The following is a 24686-nucleotide window of genomic DNA, read 5'->3' on the forward strand; positions in this document are numbered from 1 at the left end:
GTCCGCTCCCGCGAGGGAAGGGCCGCCCGGGGTCCTGCACACCGTTCTGGACACGGTCCTGCATACGGCTCTGCAACGGTCTTTCTGCACACGGTCTCTGCACACACCGAGGGGTGAGGGGTGCGGCCCCCATGACACAAGCCAACAGGCCGGCCATCAGGACGCTGCCCGGGCCGCTCGGTCCGGCCCCCGCCCGCTGGCTGGTCCTGTGCCTGGTGAGCACGGCCGCCACCGGCGCCGGCCTGCTGCTGCCCGCCGCGCTGGGACACACCCTCGACCTGCTGCTGACCGGAGCCCCGGCGACCCGCTGGGTGCTGTACTGCACCGCGATCGTCGTACTGCTCGCCCTGCTCGACGCCTGCGAGACCGTGCTGGGCGGCACGGTGGACGCCCGCACCACCGCCTGGCTGCGCCGACGTCTGACCGGGCATGTCCTGGCCGTCGGTCCGCGCGCCACCGCACGCTTCGGATCCGGAGACCTCGTCGCGCGCCTCGTCGGCAACGCCGCCCAGGCCGGCACGGCACCGACCGCCCGGGCCGCTCTGCTCGCCGCGCTCGCCGGACCCGTCGGGGGCGTGGTGGCCCTCGCTCTGATCGACCCGTGGCTCGCGGCCGTGCTGCTGGCCGGGGCACCGGTGCTGGCCGTGCTGCTGCGCGCCTTAGCCCGCGACACCCGGGAATGCGTGACGCGCTACCAGCAGGCGCAGGGCCGGATCGCGCAGGCCCTCTCGGAAGCCGTCGGGGGCCATCGCACCATCGAGGCGGCGGGTACGGCCGACCGGGAGACGGCACGCATCCTGCGGCCGTTGCCCGAACTGTCCGAGGCCGGGCACCGTATGTGGCGGGTGCAGGGGCGGGCCGCGGGCCGGTCCGTCGCCGTGGCCCCGTTGCTCCAGCTCGGCGTCGTCGCCGTGGCAGGGGTGCTGCTCGCCGGGCACCGGCTGACGGTGGGCGAGGTGCTCGCGGCCTCCCGGTACGCGGTCCTCGCCGCCGGCGTCGGCGTGCTGGTCGGCCATCTCGCGGGCCTGGCGCGGGCCCGGGCGGCGACCGCCCGCCTCGGCGAGGTGCTCGCCGAACCCGCCCCCGGCTACGGCGACCGCTCACTCCCGCGCGGTCCGGGCCGGCTGGAACTGCGCGGGGTGACCGCCCGGCGAGGTGGACGGGCCGTACTCGACGGCGTCGACCTCGTGGTGCCCGGCGGCACGACGCTCGCCGTGGTGGGCCGGTCGGGCGCGGGCAAGTCGCTGCTCGCCGCGGTCGCCGGACGGCTGGCCGAGCCGGACGCCGGAGAGGTGCTGCTCGACGGGGTGCCGCTGCGCGCGCTCACCCACGACGCGCTGCGCCGGGCCGTCGGCCACGCCTTCGAACGCCCCGCCCTGCTGGGCGGCACGATCGAGGAGGAGATCGGCCTCGGTCTTCCGTCCCCCTCCCCCGCGCGCGTCCGGGAGGCGTCCCGTACGGCCCACGCGGACGAATTCGTACGCCGCCTGCCCCAGGGTTACGCCACCGCCGTCGCCGACGCCCCGCGCTCCGGCGGGGAGTCCCAACGCCTCGGCCTCGCCCGGGCGTTCGCCCACGGCGGCCGTCTGCTGATTCTCGACGACGCCCTGTCCAGCCTCGACACGGTGACCGAGGCGCGCATCACCGCGGCCCTGGTCGACGGCGGCCCGCACGGCGGCACCCGGCTCCTGATCGCCCACCGCGCCGCCACGGCCGCCCGCGCGGACGCGGTGGCCTGGCTGGACGGGGGGCGGGTGCGGGCGGTGGGGCCACACGAGCGGCTGTGGCAGGACCCCGAGTACCGGGCGGTGTTCGCGGACGGGGAGTTCACCGAAGAAGCCGTGGCTGATGGGGAGTTCGCGGACGGGAAGCGGCCATGACCGAGGGCGTACACCGGCGCGGTCTGCGCTTCCTTCGGGACCGGTGGCGGGTCGTGGTGCGGCTGGCCGGCTGGTCCGTCCTGGAGACCGGGCAGACCTTCCTCACCGGATACGCGCTCGCCCGCGCCCTGGACGAGGGGTTTCTGGCCGGGCGTCCCGGGGTCGGGCTCGCCTGGCTGGGGGTGGCCGGGCTCGGCGTGCTCGTCGGGGCGTACGGCACCGTGCGGGTGTACGGCGCGGTCGCCGCGCTGGTCGAACCGCTCCGGGACCGGCTGGTCGCGCGGGTCGTCGGACGCGGGGTGCGCGAGGCGGACGCCGGGGCGCTGTCGGGGCTGACCCAGCAGGTCGAGATCGCGCGGGACACCTTCGCCGGGCTGGTGATGGTGTCGCGTTCGTTCGTGTTCACCGCGATCGGCGCCATCGCGGGCCTGGTGTCGCTCGACCCGCTGCTCCTGCTGGTCGTCGCGCCTCCGCTCGCCGCGGGTCTGGGCCTGTTCGCGGCGACGCTGCGACCGCTGGCCCGCCGCCAGGAGGCGTTCCTCGTCGCCGACGAGGCGCTGGCCGACCGGCTCGGCGCCGTCTGCCCGGGGCTGCGGGACATCACGGCGGCCGGTGCGGAGGAACGGGTCGCCGCCACCACGGGCAGCCGTGTCGACGCCGAGTTCCGGGCCGCCCGCTCCCTCGCCCGCTGGGGCGTCCTGCGCGTGGCCTCGCTCGCCCTCGGCGGCCAACTCCCGATCGTGCTGCTCCTCGCCTGCGCACCCTGGCTCCTCGACCACGGCGTCACCCCCGGCGCCCTGGTGGGCGCCCTCGCCTACGTCACCCAGTCCCTCCTCCCCGCCCTGCACAACCTGGTCCACGGCCTGGGCACCAGCGGCTCACGCCTGGCGGTGGTACTGCGACGCCTTACCCGCGAAAGCTCCTCCGGAGGTGGGGCGGGGGCCGACGCCGGAGCCGAGGATGAGGCCAGGACTGGAGCTGGGGCCGGCACCAGGGCTGAGAACGAGGGCAGGTCAAGGACCGCGCCGGATTCGGCGCCCCGTACACACCCCGCCGACGGGACACCCACTGCCCCCACTCACCCCACCGAAGCACCCTCCAGCCCACCCGCCCTCTCCCTGAGCTCCGTCACCTTCGCCTACGGCCCCCACGCGACCCCCGTGATCGACGACCTGGACCTCACCCTCCCGCCCGGCGCTCACCTGGCCGTCGTCGGCCCGAGTGGTATCGGTAAGTCCACGCTCGCCGCGCTGGTCGCGGGGCTGCTGGAGCCGGGGCGTGGCACCGTCCGGCTCTGTGGGCATCCGGTGCCGGGGCCCGAGGCGGCCGCGCTGCGGGTGCTCATCCCGCAGGAGGCGTACGTGTTCACCGGCACGCTCGCCGAGAACCTCGGGCATCTGCGGCCGGATCCCGTGCCCGAGGCCGAGTTGGTCGCGGCGGCCGAGGCCGTGGGGCTCCTGCCGCTGTTCGAGGCGCTCGGCGGGCCCACCGCGACGGTGGATCCGGCGGCGCTCTCCGCGGGCGAACGGCAGCTCGTCGCCCTGACCCGGGCCTATCTCGCCCACGCCCCGCTCGCCCTGCTCGACGAGGCGACCTGCCACCTGGACGCGCGGGCCGAGGAGCGCGCCGAACGGGCCTTCGCCGAGCGGCCGGGCGGGACCCTGGTGGTCGTCGCCCACCGCATCAGCTCGGCCCGTCGCGCCGACCGCGTACTCGTCATGGACGGCCGGCACACGGCGTACGGCACCCACGACGAACTCGTGTGCCGCTCGGCGTCGTACCGCGCTCTCGTGGGCGGCTGGACGCCCGGGCCGTCAGAGCCACCCCTCGCCCTGGGAGATCCGGATCGCGTCGATGCGATTGCGGGCCCCGGTCTTGCGGGTGATGGCCGCCATGTAGTTGCGCACGGTCCCGTGGGACAGGTGCAGACTCCCCGCGATCTCCGCCACCGAGGCTCCCTCGGCGGCGAGGGATAACACGCTCAGCTCCCGCCGGGTCAGCGGCATCTCGGCGGCCTTGAGGAAACCGAAGCCCAGCGAATCGTCGACGAAACGTTTTCCCTCGGCAACGCGCCGGATCCCGTGCACGAGCTGCTCGGGCGAGCCCTCCTTGTCCACGTAGCCGAGCGCCCCCGCCTCGGCGGCTCGCTTCAGCAGCCCCGGCCGGTGCGCGCTGGCCAGTACGAGGAGCGGGGGCGGTGTGCGGTCCGTCTCGCGTGTGCGGAGGTCGCCCAGCGGCGGGATGCCATAGGCGTCCGAGCAGTCGAGGTCGGCCGCGCAGACGTCCGGCCGCACGGATCGCAGACGTCCGGGCGCGCTCTGCCACGAGGCGTCGAAAACCCCGAGGTCGGGTTCGTTGCGCAACCACTCCGCCAGGACCGATCTGACCAGACATGTGTCGTGCACCAGAAGCACCCGGATCACTGCCCGTCCCTTCGACTCGCCGTACACCGGTTCCGTGGTGAGGAGCGCGTGCCCCATTGTTCGTGTTCGGCACCACCACTGGGCGCGAAGAACCGGCCATCAGGGTGCGCGGGGGCGCACGCGAGGCGCCCGTCCGCCGCCCCGCGCTTCCACCGCGGGGGCATGACGCGGGCCCGAGGGGGTACCCCGCGGACCTCGCCGTGCCGTGGGTACCCGTGTGCCCGCGCACGGCCCCGCGCCGGTGCCGCCGGGGGTACCGCCGGGCGCTCGCCGGGCGCTCGCCGTGCGCTCGCCGTGCGCTCGCCGTGCGCGAAGCGCCGTGAGGGAGGAGATTTGAGCCCTGGGGCCCGGCGCGCGTGAGCGGCTCGGGTCGCCTCCGGGACGCGCCCGTGCGAGGAGGTGGTCGGCGTGTCCGACGGGCAGACGTCCGCCCAGGCGCCGGCGGCCGCGAGAACGCGGGTCGGCCGGCCACTGCTGTCCCTGGCGCTGGCGTCGATGATGGACGACGTGCACGCGCACTCCGGTGCCGTGTATCTGCTGGCGGCCGACGAGCCCGTACTGGAGATGGCGGTGATGGCGGGGCTGCCGCGGGCGTTCGCGGCGCCGTGGGAGCGGGTGGGGCTGAGCGCGCCGATCCCGGTCGCGGAGGCGGTGCGTGAGCGGCGGCTGGTGTGGGTCGGGGGCGAGGAGGACATGGCGGCCCGGTATCCGCGTATCGCCCTGGTGCTGCCCTATCCGTTCGCGCTGGCCGCGCTGCCCGTGGCCACCGGGACCACCGTCTACGGCGCGATCTTCGTGACCTGGCCCGGTTCGCATCCTCCGGAGCTGTCGGAGCGGGAGCGGGAACATCTCACGGCGGCCTGCCGGCGGCTCGCGATGCGGCTGGAGCGCGCGAAGGAGGACAGCCGCCCGCCGCTGCCCGAACCCGATCTGCTCGCCGGGCCCGCGTTCGGCGGCGCGGCCGGCACCCTCGGTACGGTGGAGGCGGCGCGGATGGTGTCGCGGCTGCCGTACGGGCTGTGCTCGCTCGATCTGCACGGCCGGATCAGCTTCGCCAACCCGGCGGCGGCCGAGCTGATCGGCGTCCCGGCCAACCGGCTGCTCGGCAACCAGCTGTGGGCCTCGGTGCCCTGGCTCAACGACCCCGTGTACGAGGACCGTTACCGGGCCGCGCTGATGAGCCAGCACACGACGTCGTTCGTGGCGTTGCGCCCGCCCGGCGACTGGCTGTCCTTCCGTATGTATCCGAGCACGACCGGCCTGAGCGTACGGATCACCAGAGCCCGCGCGGTGGCCGAGATGGGCCGCAGCGGACCACAGCCCGGCGATGCGCCGGCCCGGCTGGTGACCATCTCCCAGGTACTGAGCCTGGCCGGTGCGCTCACCGAGGCGGCGGGCGTGCAGGACGTGGTGCAACTGGTCGCGGACGAGATCGTGCCGGCCGTCGGCAGCCAGGCCCTGGTCGTGCTGGGCTCGCGGGCGGGCCGGCTGCATGTGCTCGGTCACCGCGGCTATCCGGATCCGCAGATCGTGGAGCGGTTCGACGGGCTGCCGCTGACCGAGCAGACGCCGGGTGTCCAGGCCCTGAGCAGCGGGGTGCCCGCGTTCTTCGAATCGCAGCAGCAGCTGGAGCGCCTGTATCCGGCACGGCACGCGACTCCCGACGGCTTCGCCGCCTGGGCGTATCTGCCGCTGATCGCCTCCGGCCGCCCGGTCGGCACCTGTGTGTTCGCCTATGCCGAGCCGCATCCGTTCCCGGCGGACGAGCGGGCGGTGCTGACCAGTCTGGGCGGGCTGATCGCACAGGCGCTGGAGCGGGCCCAGCTGTACGACGCGAAGAACCAGTTGGCGCACGGTCTGCAGGCCGCTCTGCTCCCTCACTCACTGCCGTCGCTGCCCGGCATCGAAGCGGCCGCGCGCTATCTGCCCGCCATGCAGGGCATGGAGATCGGCGGCGACTTCTACGACCTGGTGCCGACGGAGCAGGGCCTGACGGCGGCGGCCGTGATCGGGGACGTGCAGGGCCACAACGTCACCGCGGCCGGTCTGATGGGACAGATCCGCACCGCCGTACGCGCGTACACGACCGTCGGTCAGGCGCCCGAGGAGGTCATGCGCAGCACCAACCGGCTGCTGCTCGACCTCGGTTCCGACCTGTTCGCCAGCTGTCTGTACCTGCGGCTCGACCCGGAACACGGGCGGGCGGTGATGGCCCGCGCCGGGCATCCGCCGCCGCTGCTGAGACGGCCGGACGGACGGGTGCGGGTGCTCGACCTCGCCGGTGGCCCGCTGCTGGGCATCGACGGCTCGCCCACCTATCCGACGACGGAGGTCGACCTCACTCCGGGCTGTGTCCTCGTCCTCTACACCGACGGACTGATCGAGTCCCCCGGCGTCGACATCGAGGACGCGCTCGCCGATCTCGGCCACGTGCTCGCCGAGGCCGGGGAGCAGCCCTTGGACGAGCTGGCCGATCTGCTGATCCGGCATGCCGCGTCGGTGCGGGAGCGGGTCGACGACGTGGCGCTGCTGCTGTTGCGGGCACGGGGCTGACGGCCCGGCTGTCGCGGGCGCGAGGTCGGCAGTCCCGCAGACGCGGCGGTCCGGCCCTCCCGCCGGAGGGCCGGACCACGTGCTCGTCCGGATCACTCGGATCCGTGCGTCGGTGTCAGGGCGTCAGTTCCCCACGCCGTTGCCGACGATCTCGCCGAGGCCGTTGCCCGTGCCGTCGGCGTTGCCGTTGCCGACCTCTTCACCGGCACCGGCTTCCTCACCGCCGACCTCTTCACCGGCTCCGGCCTCTTCACCGGCGCCCGCTTCCTCACCGGCTCCGGCCTCCTCGCCGGCGCCCGCTTCCTCACCGGCTCCGGCCTCTTCACCGGCTCCGGCCTCCTCACCCGCGCCCGCGCCGCCCGCGGCGTCACCGCCGAGGGTCGCGCCGACCGCCTCCAGGGCGGTGGTCACCGGCTGGAAGAACGTCTCGCCGCCGACCGTGCAGTCACCGCTGCCGCCGGAGGTGAGGCCGATCGCCAGGCCGTCCTGGGTGAACAGGGAGCCGCCGCTGTCGCCGGGCTCGGCGCAGACGTCGGTCTGGATGAGCCCGGTGACCGTGCCCTCCGGGTAGTTGACGGTGGCGTCGAGCCCGAGGACCTGACCGTCGCTCAGCCCGGTGGTGCTGCCCATCCGGAAGACCTGCAGACCGACCTCGGCCTCCGCGGCCTGGCTGATCGCGAGGGTCTGGTCGCCGAGGTTGACCTCGCTCGGCGCCTCGGTCGCCGGGTCGTCGTACTTGACCAGGGCGAAGTCGCCGTCACCGGGGAAGGTGGACTGGTCGACGGTGGCGATCGGCTGACCGCCCTCGGCGTCCGACCACTCGTTCCCGGCGAGCGTGCAGTGCCCGGCGGTCAGGAAGGCGGGAGAACCGTCGCCCGCGGTGACGTTGAAGCCCGTGGAGCAGCGTGAGCCGCCGGCGAAGATGGCGTCGCCGCCGGAGAGGAACGTCTTGAACGTGCCGGCCGACTTCTTGATGGTCGCCATGCCGGAGCCGAGGCTCTGGACGGTCGACTCCAGCTGGTCCCAGTTGTCGCCGGTGACGGTGGAGTCGGCGGTGACGAGGATCTTGTTCGTTCTGGGGTCGACCGCCCAGGCCGTACCCGGGATGGTCGCCTCGGACTTCAGGGTCTGCGCGCCGGACTCGAGCTCGGACAGGCTGTTGGCGACCTCGCGGACCTTCGCGCCGGCCTTCTTCGCCTGGACGATCACGTTGTTGTTGTCGCCGGGGATGACGTTGACGACGAGCTGCTGGCTCTCGGTGTCGTAGTACGAACCGGCGAAGGCGTCGCCGAGCAGTCCCTGGAGCTGCGAGGCGAGATCCGACGCGTCCGCCGCCTTCAGGGTCTTGGGGGCGGCGGCGTCGGTCGACGCGCCGTCCTGGGACGCGTTGGCGTTCGGCAGCAGGATCGCGGCCGCTCCGAGCGCCACCACGCTGCCCGCGGCTATCGCGGCCTTGCGCTTCGGAATTCGCTTGTGACTCAAACTTCTCGACCTCCTGGGGGACGGGGTCTGTGCCGCCGTTCGTCCGACGGCTTTTCGGGGCGCCTGGTTGGCAGTTGGTACGCACGGGTCGCCCGGGGCGTTCAACTCCGTTTGCGCGCGCCCCGCCCGAAACACCGAATCGGCCAAGGACCGCGCCCGCGGGTCCTGCGGCGGGAACAATCCCCCATATGACGATGACCACGGCCGAAGCCGACAAGATCCTCTCCGCCAACTTCGCCCCTTGGGTCCTTCAACTGGGCCTGACCGTCGAGGCGGTGGAGGAGCGCCGCGCGATTCTGCGCATGCCCTGGTCGGACGGGCTCGCCCGGGAGGGCGGCGCGCTGTCCGGGCAGGCGCTGATGGCCGCCGCCGACACCGCCACCGTGATCGCCGTGTCGGCGGCGCGCGGGGCGTACGGGCCGATGACGACGGTGCAGCAGTCGACGTCTTTCCAGCGCGCCGTGATCGGTTCGGATGTCCTGATCGAAGCGGTGGTCACCAAGCTGGGCCGCCGTATGGCGTTCGCCGACATCACGCTGACCGACGAGGGGTCGGGGAACACCGCGGCCCGAGCGAGCACGGTCTACGCACTAATGGGCTGACACGATCCGCTACCGATCGGTAGCGGTCCGTCGTGAACACCGATCGGAATCCTGGCTTCAGGGAATCTGCACATTCAATACTCAACGAAGTCACCGGGCGCCAAGGTTCTGCACAAGGTGCTACCGACGGTCACCCCCTTGGGGCGGGAGTGTCGGATTCGCCGCGAGACCGGCCGGGCCGTCGCGCGGCGGACGCAACAGCTCGCCCGAGCCGATGCTGTGACGCATGTGAAGAAGTCGCCGACGAGACGTGCGCACATCTGCACGCATCGATGCCACTGAGATCAAAGTGCCCTGGTGAGACCGGAGTTTGATTGGAAGCCCCTACCCGCAGCGTGCTTTGATCCATCGCACCGCAGGGGTCGCGAACGGCTTCCGGAAACGGGCGCCGGGCGCCTGCGGTCGCGGCCGTCATCTGTCCCCAGAGGGGGCCGCTCCCCCTTGTGAAATACCCATTAGGAAGGGAAGTTCCATCATGAACTCCACCCCCCAGGTTGCGACCGTCGAGATCTCCGACGCCGAGCTCGACAACGTCTCCGGCGGCCTGCAGGTCAACGCCGTGAACGGTGCCCTCGACGCTGTCAACGGCATCGCCCCGGTCTCCGGCCTGGTCGACACGGTCGTCGGCACCGTGGAGGGTGTCACCGGCCTGCAGACCGCTCCGGTCACGAACCTGGTCGCCGGTCTCTGATCGCGCCTTCGTAACCGCTGAGTCCCGGAGCCGTTCCCGGCTCCGGGCTCTTCGGGTGCCGTAAACCCAAACCGGCACCGCCCGCACCACGACCGGCCCTCGCGAGCCGGTCTCCGCTCATCCTCAGGTGAGGGAAGTTCCGTGCAGTTCCGCCAACAGGCCCTCGCCAAGCTCCAGTCACCGGAGGAGCTCGACCTTCCGGTGCGCTTCGCCCGCCCGCAGGGCTGGCTGGTGCTCTCCGTGACGGTGGTCGTCATGGCCGCCGCGTCCGTGTGGGCGGTGAGCGGTTCGGTCGCCTCCACGGTCGGCGCGCCCGCCGTCCTCACCCACGGGCAGGGCAGCTACATCCTGCAGAGCCCCGTCGCCGGACAGGTCACCGCCGTCCTCGCCGAGCAGGGCCAGCGGCTCCCGGCGAACTCCCCCGTGCTGAAGGTCCGTACCGCCAAGGGCGACACGGTCGTCCGTACGGTCGCCGCGGGCCGGGTCACCGCGCTCGCCGCGACCATCGGGCAGATCATCTCCACCGGCGCGAACGTCGCCGCCGTGGAGAAGGTCGCCCACACCAAGGACCCGCTGTACGCCACGGTGTACGTCCCCGCCGAGAACGCGGCCTCCATCCCCGACAAGGCCGCCGTGGACCTCACCGTCTCCTCGGTGCCCACCCAGGAGTACGGCGTCCTGCGCGGCCATGTGAAGTCGGTGGACCGCTCCGCGCAGTCGGCGCAGCAGATCGCCGCGTTCCTCGGGGACCAGCAGCTGGGCGAGCAGTTCACCAAGGACGGCAGGCCGGTCGCCGTACTGGTGAAGCTGGACAAGGAGTCGGGCACCAAGAGCGGTTACCGGTGGTCGTCCGCGGACGGGCCGCCGTTCTCCCTCACCTCCATGACCATGGCCGAGGCCTCGATCCGGCTGGCCGACCAGCGCCCCGTCGATTGGCTGCTGCCGTGAGCGCCGCACAGGAGACACGCAGTCGGCGGCGCGCCGCCCCGCCGAAGCGCCCCGTGCCCAAGGGGCGCTCGAAGACCGTCCGCACGCCCACCGTGCTCCAGATGGAGGCCGTGGAGTGCGGCGCCGCCTCCCTCGCGATGGTGCTCGGCCACTACGGCCGCCATGTCCCGCTGGAGGAGCTGCGCATCGCGTGCGGCGTCTCCCGCGACGGTTCGCGCGCCAGCAACCTGCTCAAGGCCGCCCGCAGCTACGGTCTGACGGCCAAGGGCATGCAGATGGACACGGCCGCCCTCGCCGAGGTGAAGACGCCGGCCGTCCTGTTCTGGGAGTTCAACCACTACGTCGTCTACGACGGCATGGGCCGCCGCTTCGGCCGCCGCGGCGTCTACATCAACGACCCCGCCAAGGGCCGCCGCTTCGTGCCCATGGAGGACTTCGACGGCAGCTTCACCGGCGTCGTCCTCGTGATGGAGCCCGGCGAGGACTTCAGCAAGGGCGGCCGCAAGCCGGGCGTGCTCGGCGCGATGCCGGCCCGGCTGCGCGGCACCGCGGGCACGATGCCCGCCGCCGTCCTGGCGAGCCTGCTGCTGGTGGTGGTCGGCGCGGCGGTGCCCGCACTGAGCCGCACCTACATCGACGAGTTCCTGATCGGGAACCAGACCTCGCTGCTGAGCGTGCTGTTCGCGTCCATGGGGACCTGCGTCGCGCTCACCCTCGTACTGACCTGGCTGCAACAGGCGAACCTGCTGCGCGGCCGCATCATCTCCTCCACCCTCTCCAGCGCCCGCTTCCTGCGGCATCTGCTGCGGCTGCCGGTGACGTTCTTCTCCCAGCGCAGCCCGGCCGACCTGGTGCAGCGCCTCCAGTCGAACGACGCGGTGGCCGAGACGCTGGCCCGCGACCTCGCGGCGGCGGGCGTGGACGCGGTGGTCGTCGTCCTCTACGCGTTCCTCCTCTACACCTACGACCCCCAGCTCACCTTCGTCGGCATCGGCGTCGCCCTGCTGAACGTCGTCGCCATGCGCGTCGTCATCCGCCTGCGCGCGACCCGTACGGCAAAGCTGCGCGCGGACAACGCCCGGCTCACCAACACGGCGTACACCGGCCTCCAGCTGATCGAGACGATGAAGGCGACCGGCGGCGAGGACGGCTACTTCCGCAAGTGGGCCGGACAGCACGCCACCACGCTGGAGGAACAGCAGCGCCTGGGCGTCCCGAGCGCCTGGCTGGGCGTGGTGGCGCCCACGCTCGCGACGCTCAACAGCGCGCTCATCCTCTGGATCGGCGGTATGCGGGCGGTCGAGGGCGGCATATCCGTCGGCCTGCTGGTCGCCTTCCAGGCCCTGGTCACCCGCTTCACCGCCCCGATCACCCGCCTGAACGGTGTCGCGGGCCGCATCCAGGACTTCGCGGCCGACGTGGCCCGTCTGAAGGACGTGGAGAACTTCGAGGCGGACCCGCTCTACGGCCGCCCCGGCGCCGGCGAGTCGACGCGCCGCCTCAACGGCCACGTCGAACTGCAGAACATCACCTTCGGCTACAGCCCGCTCGACAAGCCCCTGCTCACCGGCTTCGACCTGACGGTCGGCCCGGGCCAGCAGGTCGCCCTGGTCGGCGGTTCCGGAAGCGGCAAGTCGACGGTCTCCCGGCTGATCTCGGGCCTGTACGCCCCCTGGGAGGGCGTCATCCGCATCGACGACCAGCGCATCGAGGACATCCCGCGCGGCGCGCTCGCGTCCTCCGTCTCCTTCGTCGACCAGGAAGTGTTCCTCTTCGAGGGCACGGTCCGCGACAACGTGGCGCTGTGGGACCCCTCCATTCCCGACGACGCGGTGGTGGACGCGCTGCGCGACGCGGCGCTCTACGACGTGGTCATGCGCCGCCCCGGCGGCATCCACAGCAAGGTCGAGCAGGACGGCCGCAACTTCTCCGGCGGACAGCGCCAGCGCCTGGAGATCGCGCGGGCGCTGGTGCGCCGCCCCAGCATCCTGGTCCTCGACGAGGTGACGAGCGCGCTGGACGCCGAGACCGAGCAGGTCGTGATGGACAACCTGCGCAAGCGCGGCTGCGCCTGCGTGGTGATCGCGCACCGGCTCAGCACCGTGCGCGACAGCGACGAGATCGTCGTACTCCAGCACGGCACCATCGTCGAACGCGGGCGGCACGAGGACCTCGTCGCGCGCGGCGGCGCGTACGCGGCACTGGTCAAGGAGCGGTGAGATGACCTCCGTCCACGAGGGCGACCTCGTTCTCAACGCGCTCGGTCAGATGGGCACGCGCATCGACTGCGCCGGATTCAACCGTCTCGACCTCGAAGGCCCGCAAGTGCTGTGGCTGGTCGCGTCCGGCGCCGTGGACCTGTTCGCGGTCGACGCCGGGCAGCAGGGCCACTGGCACCACCTCGGCCGCCTGGAGGCGGGCTCACTGCTGCTCGGCCCGGTCCCGGGACCGCAGCACACGCTGGTGGCACGCCCGCTGCGGGACTGCGTGGTGCACCGCATAGGGCTGCGCGAGCTGTACCAGCCCGCGAACACCCAGACGTGGTCCTACGACGAGTACGGCAACCCGCAGTACGTCCCGCCGCAGACCAGCCCCCTGGAGTACGCCCTCGCCCTGGGCGTCGGCCGCAGCCTCTCCATCCTCTTCCAGGCGCCGATGGCCACCGAGCGGGCCGCCGAGGTGACCGACGACGACGTCTTCTGGATGCAGGTGCCGCCCGGCAGTGTGCAGTACGGCTCGCTGTACGGCGCCGAAGCCGCCGCCGACCTGCTGATGGACCCGGCGGTCTGGCAGTCCATGGTCGACCAGCAGTACCGCCTGCTGACCACCCTCGACCGCTGGATCGAACAGCTGGAGCGCACCCACGAGACACGCACGGCCGAGGGCATCAAGGCCGGCGAGGCGGTGCGCGCCCAGGCCGACCGGACGCTCCTCGCGTCCATCGGCAAGCGCGGCGACAAGCGCACGACGTCCGCCGACGCGGACGCCAGTTACGCGGCGTGCAAGCTGGTCGCCGAGGCGGCCGGGATCACGCTGGCCGAGCCCGCGCAGAGCGGCACCGAGAGCGACCGGCTCGACCCGGTCGAGCGGGTGGCCATCGCCTCCCGGGTGCGCACCCGGGCCGTACGGCTGGACGGGCGTTGGTGGCGGGACAACGTAGGGCCGCTGGTGGGCCACCGGGCGCTGTCGGGTGCGCCGGTGGCGTTGCTGTGGCGGCGTGGCGGCTATGTCGCCGTCCATCCGGCGACCGGCCGGGAGACGCCGGTGGAGAAGGCCAACGCCGAGGAGTTCGAGCCGCGGGCCGTGATGTTCTACCGCCCGCTGCCCGACCGCGCGCCCAGCCCGCTCAGGCTCCTGCGGTTCAGCATGCGGGGCACCGGCGGGGATCTGACGAACCTGCTGATCAGCGGCCTGGTGACCGTGGCGATCGGTGCGCTGGTACCGATCGCGACGGGCAAGATTCTCGGTGAGTTCGTGCCGAAGGCCCAGACCGGGCTGATCGTGCAGTTCTGTCTGGCGGTGATGATCAGCAGCGTCGTGGCGGCGGCTTTCATGCTGCTGCAGAACCTGACGATCCTGCGGCTGGAGGGCCGTATCGAGGCCACGCTCCAACCGGCCCTGTGGGACCGGCTGCTGCGGCTGCCCACGAAGTTCTTCACCGAGCGCTCGACCGGCGAGCTGGCCAGCCAGGCCATGGGCATCAGCGCGATCCGCCGCCTGATGGCCGGAGTCGGCCCCGTCGTCGCGTCGTCGGTGACGGTCGGCGCGATGAACCTGGCGCTGCTGTTCTGGTACAGCGTGCCGATGGCGATGGCGGCGATCGGCATGCTCGTCGTCATCGCGGCCGTGTTCCTGGGGCTGGGGCTGTGGCAGGTGCGCTGGCAGCGGCGGCTGGTGGTGCTCGGCAACAAGCTGAACAACCAGGCGTTCCAGACGCTGCGCGGACTGCCGAAGCTGCGGGTCGCGGCGGCCGAGAACTACGCGTACGCGGCCTGGGCGGACCGGTTCGCGCGCAGCCGTGAGCTGCAGCAGAAGGTGGGGCGGATCAAGAACCTCACCACGGTGATGGGCGCCGTGTACCTGCCGGTGTGCACCCTGCTGATGTTCATGCTGCTGGCGGGACCGGCGCGCGGGTCGATGTCGGCGGCCGCGTTCCTCACGTTCAACACGTCGGTGACGATGCTGCTGACCTCGGTCACCCAGCTGACCGGCTCGTTCGTGTCGGTGGTGGCCGCGCTGCCGCTGTTCGAGGAGATCAAGCCGGTGCTGGACGCGACGCCCGAGGTGCGCACGGCGAGCACCCGGCCGGGCCCGCTGACCGGGGCGATCGAGGCGCGCCGGCTGTCCTTCCGGTACTCCGACGACGGTCCCCTGATCCTCGACGACGTGTCCTTCGAGGTGCGCCCGGGCGAGTTCGTGGCGATCGTCGGCCCCAGCGGCTGCGGCAAGTCGACGCTGCTCAGGCTGCTGATCGGCTTCGACAAGCCGGTCTCGGGCAGTGTGCTCTACGACGGCCAGGACCTGTCGGCGCTCGACCAGTCGGCCGTGCGCCGGCAGTGCGGGGTCGTGCTCCAGCACGCACAGCCGTTCACCGGGTCCATCCTGGACGTCATCTGCGGTACGGAGCCGTACACGCCGGAGGAGGCGATGGCGGCGGCCGAGATGGCGGGGCTCGCCGAGGACATCAAGCGGATGCCGATGGGGCTGCACACCATCGTCTCGGGCAGCGGGGCGATCTCCGGCGGCCAGCGGCAGCGGCTGATGATCGCGCAGGCGCTGATCCGCCGCCCGCGCATCCTCTTCTTCGACGAGGCGACCAGCGCCCTCGACAACGAGACCCAGCGCACCGTCATCGAGTCGACCAAGGCCCTCAACGCCACCCGCATCGTCATCGCACACCGCCTGTCCACGGTGCTGGACGCCGACCGCGTGATCGTGATGGAGGACGGCAAGGTGGCCCAGCAGGGCCCGCCCGCACAGCTCCTCGCGGACACGAACGGGCGGCTGCACGAGCTGGTGCGACGCCAGATGGCGTGAGCGCGGTGCCGGACCAAGTTCAGGGACGGCTCAGGGCTGTGCGGGGCAACCCCTGAGTCGTCGCCCTGAGGGCGACCCCGACCACGACCCGGTGCGTTCCCTGATTCCCGTCCTGTGCGGTTGTGGCCCCGGTTGGATCACTGCCACCTTCGATCTTGCGGGTCCTGCCCGTGATCCGTTTCGCAGGACGCTCGGAAGGGACTTCATGCGGTCACTCATCAGAGCGCTCACCGCAGCGCTCGCCGCCGGGTTACTCGCCGGGGCGTCGACGCCGGGCGTGGCGTCGGCGCAGGCCGGCCCGCCAAGCAGCGGCTCGACGACACAGGAGGCGATCGACTGGAAACCATGCGCCCAGGACGCCACGGCGGAGTGCGGGACCCTGCGCCTGCCCGTCGACTGGGCCCGCCCTTCGGGCGAGACGTTCGATCTCGCGGTGGGCCGTCGCAAGGCGACCGATCCGGATCGCCGCGTCGGGGTGCTGCTGGTCAACCCGGGCGGGCCGGGCGCCTCGGGTGTGCGGTTCGCCGTGGCGGACGCCAAGTCCCACTTCAGCCCCGACATCCAGGAGCGGTTCGACATCGTCGGGTTCGACCCCCGGGGCGTCGGCGCGAGCCATCCGGTGAAGTGCTCCACCGCACTGCTGCGCCAACGGCCGTCGGTCTACCCGCGCAACCAGACGGAGTTCGATCGACTCGCCGAGTACAACCGCGTGTTGCGCGAGGACTGCCGGCGGCACACCGGCCCGCTCTTCGACCACGCCGACACCTTGAGCGTGGTCCACGACATGGACGCGCTCCGCGAAGCGCTGGGCGAGGAGAAGATCAACTACTTCGGCCACTCCTACGGCACGCTGATCGGCGAGCAGTACGCGGAGGAGTACGGCGACCGCATCCGGTCCATGGCCCTCACCGCGAACATCGACCACAGCCTCGGCGCCCGCGCGTTCCTCGTCTCCTCCGCGGCCGCCGCCGAGGACTCGTTCCACCAGTTCGTGAAGTGGTGCGAGCGCACCAGCTCCTGCGCCCTGCACGGCAGGGACGTCACCGCCGTATGGGACCGCCTGCTCGCCAGGGCGGACCGGGGGGAGATACGCGATCCGGAGCGTCCGGAGCGGACACTGACCGCGCACAACATCGCGTTCGACGTCTTCCTGAAGTTCTACGGTCCGCGCTGGGACGAGCTGGCCGCCCAGGTGGCGGCCCTCGACGCACAGGCGCCGGCGGAGCGGCAGCGATCCGGGCAACCTCGCCAGGACCGGCCGCCGCTGTCGCGGGAAGCGGACCAGCAGACGGAGGCGGAGCCGTTCCACGCGGTCTTCTGCCAGGACTGGCGCATCCGGGCGAAGGACTACCGGGAGTACGCCGAGCTCACCCGGGCCGAACTACGGGCCGCGCCGCACATGCGCGGTTCACCGCGCGTGCACCAGGCGGTCGCCGGGTGCATCGGCTGGCCCGACGAGGTGAACAACCCGCAGCACCGTCTGCGTATCACCGAGGCACCCAAGATCCTCATGCTGCACTCACGGCACGACCCGGCGAACCACTTCACATGGGCGGCCAATGTCCACCGGCAGACCAGGGGGACGACGGTCCTGCTGCCGTACGAGGGCGCCGGACACAGCGTCTACGGGCGCAGTGACTGCACCCGTGGTGCCGTGGACGAGTACCTCACGAAGCTGAGAGTCCCGAGTGCCGGGAGCAGCTGCGCCCCCGCCGGGCCGCACTGACCGGACTCAGGAGTCCAGGCCGGGAACCGGGGCGCCCGAGGGGACGCCGGCCGCAACATAGCCGTCGTACAGCTCCTTCCACGGCGCGTCGGCCCCGGCGTGCGCTCCCTCGAAGCGCTCCCCGCGCACGTGCGCGTCGAGGGCGGCCAGGCAGACCTCCCAGCCGGCGCCGTTGCGGGCGGCGGTGTTCTCGGCGACGAGGATGTTGGTGAGCGTGAAGCGGGTGCGGCTGTCGTCCAAGGCCTCCAGGTCGAAGTGCAGCTCGTCGCCGCCCCACTCGAAGGACAGGTGCCGGGGTTCGTCCACGGCGATCACCCGGCCCGTGGAGTCCTCCATGTTCGGGTCACCGCTGAACGTGATCGTGCCGCCGGGGTGCAGCTCGATCTCGGCGCGGGACGGGAACCAGTGGGCCAGTTCGTCGGCGTCGGTCACGCACTGCCAGACGCGCTCGACGGGATGGTCGTAGGTACGGCTGAAGCGGACGGCCGGGCGGCCGTCGTCCAGGGTCAGATAGGTGCCGGTGAGATCGGCGGTCATGGTGGATCAGTCCTTCGTGGTGGGGGCATGTCGTCCGAGGTCTCGTCGAGTCGGCGGCCCAGGGCGTCCAGGCTGCGGTTCCAGAGCTCGCGGTACGGGGCCAGCCAGGCGTCGAGTTCGGCGATCGGGGCGGGATCGAGGGCGTACACGCGGCGCTGGGCATCCTGCCGCACCCGCACGAGGCCGGCCTCCCGCAGCACCTTCAGATGCTTCGACGTACTCGGCTGGCTCAGCCCGCATGCCTCCACGATCTCCCCGACGGGCCGCGGCCGCTCCAGGAGCAGCGCGACGATGGCCCGCCGGTGGGGATCGGCGAGGGCGCTCCACAGCGAGGTATCGGACACCCGTCCAATATGCCCCTGTGGTTATATTCCCGTCAAGGAATGTAAAGCCCGCTCCTGTGCGCCCCCGTTGCTCCCGCCCTGAAACGGGTACTGGCGACGCATGCGAATCAGCGTCGTGGATGTGGGGTCCAACACGGTCCGGCTGGTGGTGGCCGATGCGGAGGACGGGGTGCCGCTGCCCGTGCACACCGAGAAATGGCGGCTGAGGCTGTCCCAGCAGGTCAGGCCGGGGGACAGCATCCCCGAGGAGGCGGTCGAACGGTTGGTCGGCGCGGTCGCCGCCGCGAGCCGGACCGCGACCAGATGGGGCGCCACCGCTCCCCTGGCCTTCGCGACCGCGGTGGTGCGCGCCGCGCCGAACCGCCAGGACGTGGTGCGTACCGTGCGCACGCGGACGGGGGTGAGTCTGTGCACCCTGCCGGGTGAGGTCGAGGCCGAGCTCACCTTCCTCGGGGCCCGGCGGTGGATGGGCTGGCGGTCGGGGCCGCTCGCCCTGCTGGACATCGGCGGCGGCTCGCTCGAAGTGGCGTTCGGTCGTGGCCGGTTACCGGACTTCGTGGCGTCGCTGCCGCTCGGCGCGGCACGGCTGACCCATGAGTTCTTCGCCGACGAGGACCCGCCGGCGACACGGCAGGTACGGGCGCTGCGCCGCAAGGTCCGCCATCAGCTGCGGGACGTCGCGGCCCGGATCCGCTGGGAGGGGCCGCACACGGCGACCGCCACCTCGCGTACGTTCCAGCAGCTGGGCCGTCTGTGCGGGGCCGCACCGGGTCGGCACGGTCCGTTCATGGAACGGCAGTTGGCGCGTGCGGACCTGCGGGAGGCCATCGGGCGCCTGGCCGCGCTGCCCGCCGCCGAGCGCGCCCTGCTGCCCGGCATCTCCGCACCGCGTGCCGCGCAGAGCCTGGCCGGCGCGGTGGTCGCGCACACGGCGATGAAGCTGACCGGGCTCAGTACGGTGACGATCTGTCCGTGGGCGATCCGCGAAGGGATCATGCTGCGGCACATCGAGGACGGCGCGTCCTGGTGGGCGGAGATCAGCCGCCTCAACGACGAGGCCGTCCTGTCCGACCCGGTGCCCCTGCGGATCGCGAGCGCGCCCGCGACCAGCTGACCGCAGGAGAGGCTCACGCCACGCAACCACCCGACGACGGAAGGAGACCCCGTGACCGACGGCACGAATCAGCACGGCAAGAAGCAGCACGAGGAGCACCCCGAGACGGCGTTCGAAGAGGTCATCGACGAGATCTCCGACGCCGAGCGCCGCACCCGGGACTCCGCCGGGCAGCGCCGCCGCAGGGGTGAGGCCGGCGATGCCATCACCCCCAACAGGCGCGCCCAGGAGGAGTCCGAGGGCGAGTGACCGTGGCGGGTGGCCCGGCGCCCCACGGGTACTCGGCGGTCATGACACACGACCTCCGCCCGGCCCACGGCGACGAAGGGCCCCCGCTGCCGACCGCGCGGGGCCCCGTCTCCGCTGCCGTCGAGGAGTATCTGCGGGGTGCGGGCCCGCCGCCCCGGCACCAGGACGTCGCCGGCACGGCCGTCTACGGCGACGACCTCCAGCTGGCCCTCTACCTCTGCTACGAACTGCACTACCGCGGTTTCGCCGGCGTACCCGAGTCCCTCGAGTGGGATCCGGAACTGCTGCGCGTCCGCGCCGCGCTGGAACACCGCTTCCTGACCGGCCTGCGCGCGGACGCCCCCGCCCACGACAGCGTCGAGGACGCGCTGGCCGACCTTCTCGTCGAACCCGTCGACGGCACGGGAGTCAGTCACTTCCTGTGCGCCGAGGGCGAGTTGTGGCAGCTGCGCGAGTACGCGGCCCAGCGCTCCCTGTACCACCTCAAGGAGGCGGACCCGCACGCCTGGGTGCTGCCCCGGCTGTGGGGCAGGGCCAAGTCGGGCATGGCTGCGGTGGAGTTCGACGAGTACGGCGGCGGCCGGCCCGAACGCGTCCACGCGCGCCTCTTCGCCGACCTGATGACGGACCTCGACCTGGACACGACATACGGGCGCTATCTCGACGCGGCGACCGCGGAGGCCCTGGCCACGGTCAATCTGATGTCCCTGCTGGGGCTGCACCGGGCACTGCGCGGCGCCCTGGTCGGCCACTTCGCGGCGGTCGAGATCACCTCCTCACCGGCCTCACGGCGGCTGGCCGAGGCGATGCGTCGCACGGGCGCCGGGCCCGCCGCCGAGCACTTCTACGACGAGCATGTCGAGGCGGACGCGGTGCACGAGCAGGTCGTACGCCATGACGTCATCGGCGGCCTGCTCGCCGAGGAGCCGCACCTCGCCCCGGACGTCGCCTTCGGCATCGACGTCACCGGGTTTCTGGAGGACCGTCTCGCCGACCGGCTGCTCGGCGCCTGGCGCGCGGGCCGGACGTCGCTGCGCACTCCCCTGCGGTCCGAGATGCCCCTTACTTCCTGAATGCCGGGGTACCCGGGGCCGGTGAAGCCACTGGTCCCCCCGGGCGTCTACGCCCCTCAGGAAGACACCGCCCTGCTCGTCGGCGCCCTGCACGACGAGCCGCTGCCCGACGGCGCGCACGTCCTCGACGTGGGGACCGGCTCGGGCGCGCTGGCGATCGAAGCCGCCCGACGCGGCACGTATGTGACCGCGGTGGACGTGTCCTGGCGGGCGGTGTGCGCGGCGCGGCTGAACACCCGGCTGGCCGGGCTCGATGTCCGCATCCGGCACGGCAACCTCTTCGCCCCGGTGCGGGGGCAGTCGTTCGACCTCATCCTGGCCAATCCGCCGTATGTACCCGCGCCGGACACGGGCCGCCCGCCGCACGGTGCGGCCCGGTCCTGGGACGCCGGCCGGGACGGGCGGCTCCTCCTCGACCGCATCTGCCGGGAGGCCCCGGCCCTGCTGCGCCCCGGCGGCGTTCTCCTGGTCGTGCACTCGGCGCTCAGCTGCCCCGGCCGGACACTGACGAAGCTGCGCGGGGCAGGGCTGAAGGCATCGGTGACACGGCGTCGGATGATCCCGTTCGGCCCCGTGCTGCGGTCGCGGGAGGGATGGCTGCGGGAGCGCGGCCTGCTGTCCGCCCCGGACCAGAGGGAGGAACTGGTGGTCGTCCGTGCCGAACTCCCCGTCTGACGAGCCGCGCCGCGTCAAGGTCCAGCGCCAGGGCCCCCTCTTGGTGGAGGGCCCGGTGGAGGTGGAGCTGGAGGACGGCACGATCGTCGCCTCCGACCGCTTCCGCGTCGCCCTGTGCACCTGCCGCCGCAGCCGCCGCTACCCCTGGTGCGACACCAGCCACCGCGACCGGGGCAAGGAACGCTGAGCCGGTCAGTCGAAGTACGACTCGAGGGTGCCGCGGCGCCGGATGTCGAGCGTCGCGCAGTGGAACGAGCCCCCGAACGGTGCGTAGTGCAGCAGGTCGCAGGGGATCGGCTCGAAGCCCCACTGTTCGAGCGCGCGCAGCATGCCGGTGTGGTGGCGCTCGGCGATCACTCGCTTCTCGTCGACCATGAGCACGTTCATGCTGAGCCATTTGCCGCACATGGAGGTGAGCCTGAGCAGGCGGTCGTCGATCGGATCGGGCTCGGGAGCGACCAGGACGTCCCAGGAGTTCAGGACGTCGGGCAGGCGGTCGACGTCGATGTACTCGGGATTGACCAGGACCTTGCCGGGGGCCGGCAGGACGAAGGTCGTGTCGATGTGCATGGGCGTACGGCAGCGGCTCTCGATCTCGTGGATGCGATAGCCGGGCCCGAGATGGCGGCGCAGCCACTCGATGCCCGTCCGATTGGTGACATTGCTCCGGGTGACGAACAAGTCGCGGCCCGCGCGGACGAAATCCGCGGCGTCGAAGACCGGCTCGAACTCGGTGAGGACGTAGCGCATGGGTTCGCCGGGCCCGGGCGCGCGGAAGCCCGGCTCGAACAGCTCGTCGGTGAGCTGGGGCTTCGGCGCCGCCGTCCAGCGCGCGCCGCGCCGGAAGTAGTCCTTGAGGATCGCGCGATAGGAGTGGGTCTCGAAGTACCGGCACGGCCATGCCATCGGGGTCTCGATGATCTCGTCGCCGATCACGAGCAGACTGTCACGCGGACAGGTGTTGCAGAAGCCCCGCGACGACCAGTGCGGGGTGCCGAAGCGTCGGCTGTGGTCGACCGCGTCCGGGCGCCGGACCGTGACGTCGAGGGACCGCAGGAGGGCGATGAACCGTTCGAGTTCGTCCCGCGCCCCCTCGATCAGCGCGCGCGGATACCTGAATCCGCCCGCGAGCCCCAGCAACCGCCCCGTCCAGGGCGGGACGTTGCAGGTGACGACCGGATGGCGGGACGGGATCGTCGCGCCGTCGAGACGCCCGACGACGATTTCCTCCAGCGGGTCCCACTCGTTGTGCGAGTTGACCGGCGAAGCAGGGTGTTCCTCCACAGCACTGGCGGGTACCCCGCGCTTGCATGGTCACTCGCAGTGAGTCAATCACTTCTGGCTGCGTTCACCAGGTCGAGTGAACCAGATCTTGCGCGCGGCGCCGCAGGGGTGCCGACCCTCGCCTCCGGGTAACAACCCTGATCAAATGCGCCCTTTTCCGAGGTGGAGCCGACATGACGCCGGACGCCGACGACCGCGCCCCCCATCCGACCGAGGACATGGCCATGGACCCCTTCCGGTCCGTGCCGCCCCCGGCGAACGCCCATGCCCGCACGCGCAGATGCGGCCCGTTCACCGTGGTCGAGGTCCTGGGTGAGATCGATCTGGCGACGGCGGCGCTTCTTGCCGAGCATCTGGACGCGGCGACGGCGAGACCGGAGTCGGACGTGGTGGTCGATCTGCGGCGGGTCGACTTCTTCGACTGCTCGGGGCTGCGCGTCCTGTGCCGGGCCGAGAGGCGGGCCAGGGACCGTGGCGGCCGCCTCCGAATCGTCTCCGACGCGCCGCGGCTGCGGCGGCTGCTGCACGGCGCGGGCCTGCTGGGCCGCCTCGCGCCCTTGCCGCGTGTCCCCGGGGAGAACGGGTGACCCCGTAGCGGTCCGAGGTGTCGGCCGGGCGGCCCCACTCCGCCCGACCGACCCCCGATGCGAGATCACAGAGGGCCCCTCGGCACGGCTCGTACTCCCCATCCGCGAGCCTGTGCCGAACTGCACGGGGACCGTGCGATCCCGGTCCTTAGAACGCGAAGAGACTCGTGGTGTACGAGCCCTTCACGCACTCGTTGGAGAAGGTGCGCTCATAGGAGACACGCTGGCCCTGCCACACTCCGTCGACGGTGACGATCACGGGGTCGTACTGCTTGGTGCACAGCATGCCGTTCTGGGCCGTCAGGGCCTCGAAGTTCCCGCCCACACCGCGCAGTTCGGCACAGGCCGAGGCGGAGTCGGGATGGGTGCCCGAGGGCGTCGGGGAACAGCTCAGGGTGACCGCGCGCACCGGGGTGGTCATGGTGGCGCTGTCACCGTGGGCCACGGTGAGCACCAGGGCCGAGGGTGCGTAGAGCGAGGCGGGGGCGGCGTCCGGGGTGGCCAGGGCGGATCCGGTGAGGGGTCCGCAGACGGCGGTGGCCGTGAGGCCGAGGGTCGCTGCCCAGCGCGCGGTGTTCCGCATTGTGTGCATCCTTCCGCTCGAGTTGAGGGTGTGCCGGCTCCGGCGCGATCGGTGCCGGAGCGACGAGCGGGAGTCTGCCGAGTCCGCTGCCGAAACTCACATCGACACCACCGGTTTCAGTAACCTTGCGTATTGAATCAGTGGCGTGAAGTAACGGACTTCGAACGTTCCACCGCCGGAAGTTGGCGGTTCTTGATCGTTCCAAGTCGCCGAGTGGCCGGATCCCACACGCTCAGCAATAGGCCTGAAACATTCCGGTTGGGCCCTCCGGTTGAGCTCTCGGCTTACTCGGCCGCTGTCCCTTGCATTCGTGGACGGGCGGAGTAATCGTCATTACATGATTACCAGCGAACAACGACAGAAGCTGCGCGGCTGGTTCGCCGGCCGTCTGCCGGACGACCTCTTCGAGGAGCTGGTCGAGGTGACGGTCGACCGCGAGGAGATCACCGTGATCGGCCGTATCCCCGCACCCCACCTGGCCGAGGGCGTCTCCGGCGCGGAGCGGGAGGCGGCCGTGGAGGGCCGGATCCAGGAGTTCCGGGAGCGCACCCGGGAGACCCGGATCGGGGTGGCCCGTGAGGCGGAGCACCGGTTCCGCCGGAAGGTCTCCTGGGGAGTGGAGTGCGACGGCGAACGCGCCCTGTTCACCCATATCGCCGCCCCGGTGATGACCCGGCTGCGTCAGCCCGAACGGCAGGTCCTCGACACCCTGATCGCCGGCGGGGTCGCCCGCAGCCGCAGCGACGCCCTCGCCTGGTGCGTACGGCTGGTCCAGCGGCACACGGACGACTGGCTCACCGAACTGCGCGAGTCCCTGGAGCACGTCCAGCGGGTGCGGGCCCAGGGGCCGGACACGGAGCGGCAGAGCACACCCACGGACACTGACTGATGGAGGATT

At 72.0% G+C, this 24686-nt stretch carries 21 protein-coding genes and 1 pseudogene; 16 read left to right on the forward strand and 6 right to left on the reverse strand.

From position 1 onward, the window contains the following. The first annotated feature begins 131 nt into the window (after positions 1–131). Positions 132–1880, forward strand: a complete 1749-nt coding sequence (locus ACIREI_RS09785; protein WP_403329659.1) for an ABC transporter ATP-binding protein — start codon at positions 132–134, stop codon at positions 1878–1880. Then, positions 1877–3856 carry an ATP-binding cassette domain-containing protein gene (locus tag ACIREI_RS09790; RefSeq protein WP_403329662.1) on the forward strand — a complete coding sequence of 660 codons (1980 nt, stop codon included), beginning with the start codon at positions 1877–1879 and terminating at the stop codon, positions 3854–3856. The genes ACIREI_RS09785 and ACIREI_RS09790 overlap by 4 nt, the downstream gene beginning before the upstream one ends. Here ACIREI_RS09790 and ACIREI_RS09795 read toward each other — a convergent pair. Further along, positions 3779–4360: pseudogene (locus ACIREI_RS09795) on the reverse strand (LuxR C-terminal-related transcriptional regulator); the annotation flags it as partial. The gene ACIREI_RS09790 and the pseudogene ACIREI_RS09795 overlap by 78 nt on opposite strands. A gap of 342 nt (positions 4361–4702) precedes the next feature. Between ACIREI_RS09795 and ACIREI_RS09800 the strand changes: the two are divergent. Further along, a complete protein-coding gene (locus ACIREI_RS09800; protein WP_403329665.1) occupies positions 4703–6856 on the forward strand; it encodes a SpoIIE family protein phosphatase in 2154 nt (717 codons plus the stop codon). A 123-nt stretch (positions 6857–6979) separates the two neighbouring features. Here the strand turns inward: ACIREI_RS09800 and ACIREI_RS09805 are convergent, their stop codons facing one another. Further along, the gene (locus tag ACIREI_RS09805) at positions 6980–8338 is read right to left on the reverse strand and encodes a S1 family peptidase (RefSeq protein ID WP_403329668.1); all 1359 of its coding nucleotides are present in this window, start codon (positions 8336–8338) and stop codon (positions 6980–6982) included. A gap of 188 nt (positions 8339–8526) precedes the next feature. On the opposite strand from ACIREI_RS09805, the gene ACIREI_RS09810 reads away from it, so the two are divergent. From ACIREI_RS09810 to ACIREI_RS09835, 6 genes are all read left to right on the forward strand, one after another. Continuing rightward, on the forward strand, positions 8527–8940 hold the full coding sequence (locus tag ACIREI_RS09810) for a PaaI family thioesterase (protein WP_403329671.1): 414 nt from the start codon (positions 8527–8529) through the stop codon (positions 8938–8940). Positions 8941–9415: 475 nt separating this feature from the next. Beyond that, positions 9416–9631: a type A2 lantipeptide gene (locus ACIREI_RS09815; RefSeq protein ID WP_403329674.1), complete on the forward strand. Its 216-nt coding sequence runs from the start codon at positions 9416–9418 to the stop codon at positions 9629–9631. 141 nt (positions 9632–9772) lie between these two features. Next, entirely contained in the window at positions 9773–10579 is an 807-nt protein-coding gene (locus ACIREI_RS09820) for an HlyD family efflux transporter periplasmic adaptor subunit (protein WP_403329677.1), read from the forward strand. Continuing rightward, positions 10576–12798, forward strand: coding sequence for an NHLP family bacteriocin export ABC transporter peptidase/permease/ATPase subunit (locus tag ACIREI_RS09825; protein WP_403329680.1), 2223 nt, complete (start codon positions 10576–10578; stop codon positions 12796–12798). Before ACIREI_RS09820 ends, ACIREI_RS09825 begins: the two co-directional genes overlap by 4 nt. A 1-nt stretch (position 12799) precedes the next feature. Beyond that, positions 12800–15616: an NHLP bacteriocin export ABC transporter permease/ATPase subunit gene (locus ACIREI_RS09830; RefSeq protein ID WP_403329683.1), complete on the forward strand. Its 2817-nt coding sequence runs from the start codon at positions 12800–12802 to the stop codon at positions 15614–15616. A 205-nt stretch (positions 15617–15821) separates the two neighbouring features. After that, positions 15822–17342 carry an alpha/beta fold hydrolase gene (locus tag ACIREI_RS09835; RefSeq protein WP_403329686.1) on the forward strand — a complete coding sequence of 507 codons (1521 nt, stop codon included), beginning with the start codon at positions 15822–15824 and terminating at the stop codon, positions 17340–17342. A gap of 6 nt (positions 17343–17348) precedes the next feature. Here ACIREI_RS09835 and ACIREI_RS09840 read toward each other — a convergent pair whose 3' ends face one another. Both ACIREI_RS09840 and ACIREI_RS09845 read right to left on the reverse strand, forming a co-directional pair. Continuing rightward, positions 17349–17879: an SRPBCC family protein gene (locus ACIREI_RS09840; protein ID WP_403329689.1), complete on the reverse strand. Its 531-nt coding sequence runs from the start codon at positions 17877–17879 to the stop codon at positions 17349–17351. Continuing rightward, positions 17876–18223, reverse strand: coding sequence for an ArsR/SmtB family transcription factor (locus ACIREI_RS09845; protein ID WP_403329692.1), 348 nt, complete (start codon positions 18221–18223; stop codon positions 17876–17878). Before ACIREI_RS09845 ends, ACIREI_RS09840 begins: the two co-directional genes overlap by 4 nt. Positions 18224–18323: 100 nt before the next feature. Between ACIREI_RS09845 and ACIREI_RS09850 the strand changes: the two genes are divergently transcribed. Genes ACIREI_RS09850 through ACIREI_RS09870 form a run of 5 tightly spaced genes read left to right on the forward strand, consistent with a single transcriptional unit; the run spans position 18324 to position 21521 of the window. Further along, the gene (locus ACIREI_RS09850; protein ID WP_403329695.1) at positions 18324–19337 is read left to right on the forward strand and encodes a Ppx/GppA family phosphatase; all 1014 of its coding nucleotides are present in this window, start codon (positions 18324–18326) and stop codon (positions 19335–19337) included. A 51-nt stretch (positions 19338–19388) separates the two neighbouring features. Beyond that, positions 19389–19586 carry a hypothetical protein gene (locus ACIREI_RS09855; protein WP_403329697.1) on the forward strand — a complete coding sequence of 66 codons (198 nt, stop codon included), beginning with the start codon at positions 19389–19391 and terminating at the stop codon, positions 19584–19586. 41 nt (positions 19587–19627) lie between these two features. Further along, positions 19628–20659, forward strand: a complete 1032-nt coding sequence (locus ACIREI_RS09860) for an iron-containing redox enzyme family protein (protein ID WP_403329699.1) — start codon at positions 19628–19630, stop codon at positions 20657–20659. After that, positions 20660–21334 carry a HemK2/MTQ2 family protein methyltransferase gene (locus tag ACIREI_RS09865; RefSeq protein ID WP_403329702.1) on the forward strand — a complete coding sequence of 225 codons (675 nt, stop codon included), beginning with the start codon at positions 20660–20662 and terminating at the stop codon, positions 21332–21334. Continuing rightward, positions 21315–21521 carry a CDGSH iron-sulfur domain-containing protein gene (locus ACIREI_RS09870; RefSeq protein WP_403329704.1) on the forward strand — a complete coding sequence of 69 codons (207 nt, stop codon included), beginning with the start codon at positions 21315–21317 and terminating at the stop codon, positions 21519–21521. Before ACIREI_RS09865 ends, ACIREI_RS09870 begins: the two co-directional genes overlap by 20 nt. A 5-nt stretch (positions 21522–21526) precedes the next feature. Here ACIREI_RS09870 and ACIREI_RS09875 read toward each other — a convergent pair whose 3' ends face one another. Next, on the reverse strand, positions 21527–22618 hold the full coding sequence (locus tag ACIREI_RS09875) for an amidinotransferase (RefSeq protein ID WP_403329706.1): 1092 nt from the start codon (positions 22616–22618) through the stop codon (positions 21527–21529). Between the two features lie 173 nt (positions 22619–22791). Between ACIREI_RS09875 and ACIREI_RS09880 the strand changes: the two genes are divergently transcribed. Next, positions 22792–23205, forward strand: coding sequence for an STAS domain-containing protein (locus ACIREI_RS09880; RefSeq protein ID WP_403329709.1), 414 nt, complete (start codon positions 22792–22794; stop codon positions 23203–23205). Between the two features lie 148 nt (positions 23206–23353). On the opposite strand, the gene ACIREI_RS09885 is transcribed toward ACIREI_RS09880, so the two are convergent. Then, positions 23354–23788 carry a protease inhibitor gene (locus ACIREI_RS09885; protein WP_403329712.1) on the reverse strand — a complete coding sequence of 145 codons (435 nt, stop codon included), beginning with the start codon at positions 23786–23788 and terminating at the stop codon, positions 23354–23356. Between the two features lie 337 nt (positions 23789–24125). On the opposite strand from ACIREI_RS09885, the gene ACIREI_RS09890 reads away from it, so the two are divergent. Then, a complete protein-coding gene (locus ACIREI_RS09890) occupies positions 24126–24677 on the forward strand; it encodes a hypothetical protein (protein WP_403329715.1) in 552 nt (183 codons plus the stop codon). Positions 24678–24686: the final 9 nt, after the last annotated feature.

Source organism: Streptomyces sp. NPDC093591 (assembly GCF_044764885.1).
In the GTDB taxonomy this organism is placed as follows: Bacteria; Actinomycetota; Actinomycetes; order Streptomycetales; family Streptomycetaceae; genus Streptomyces.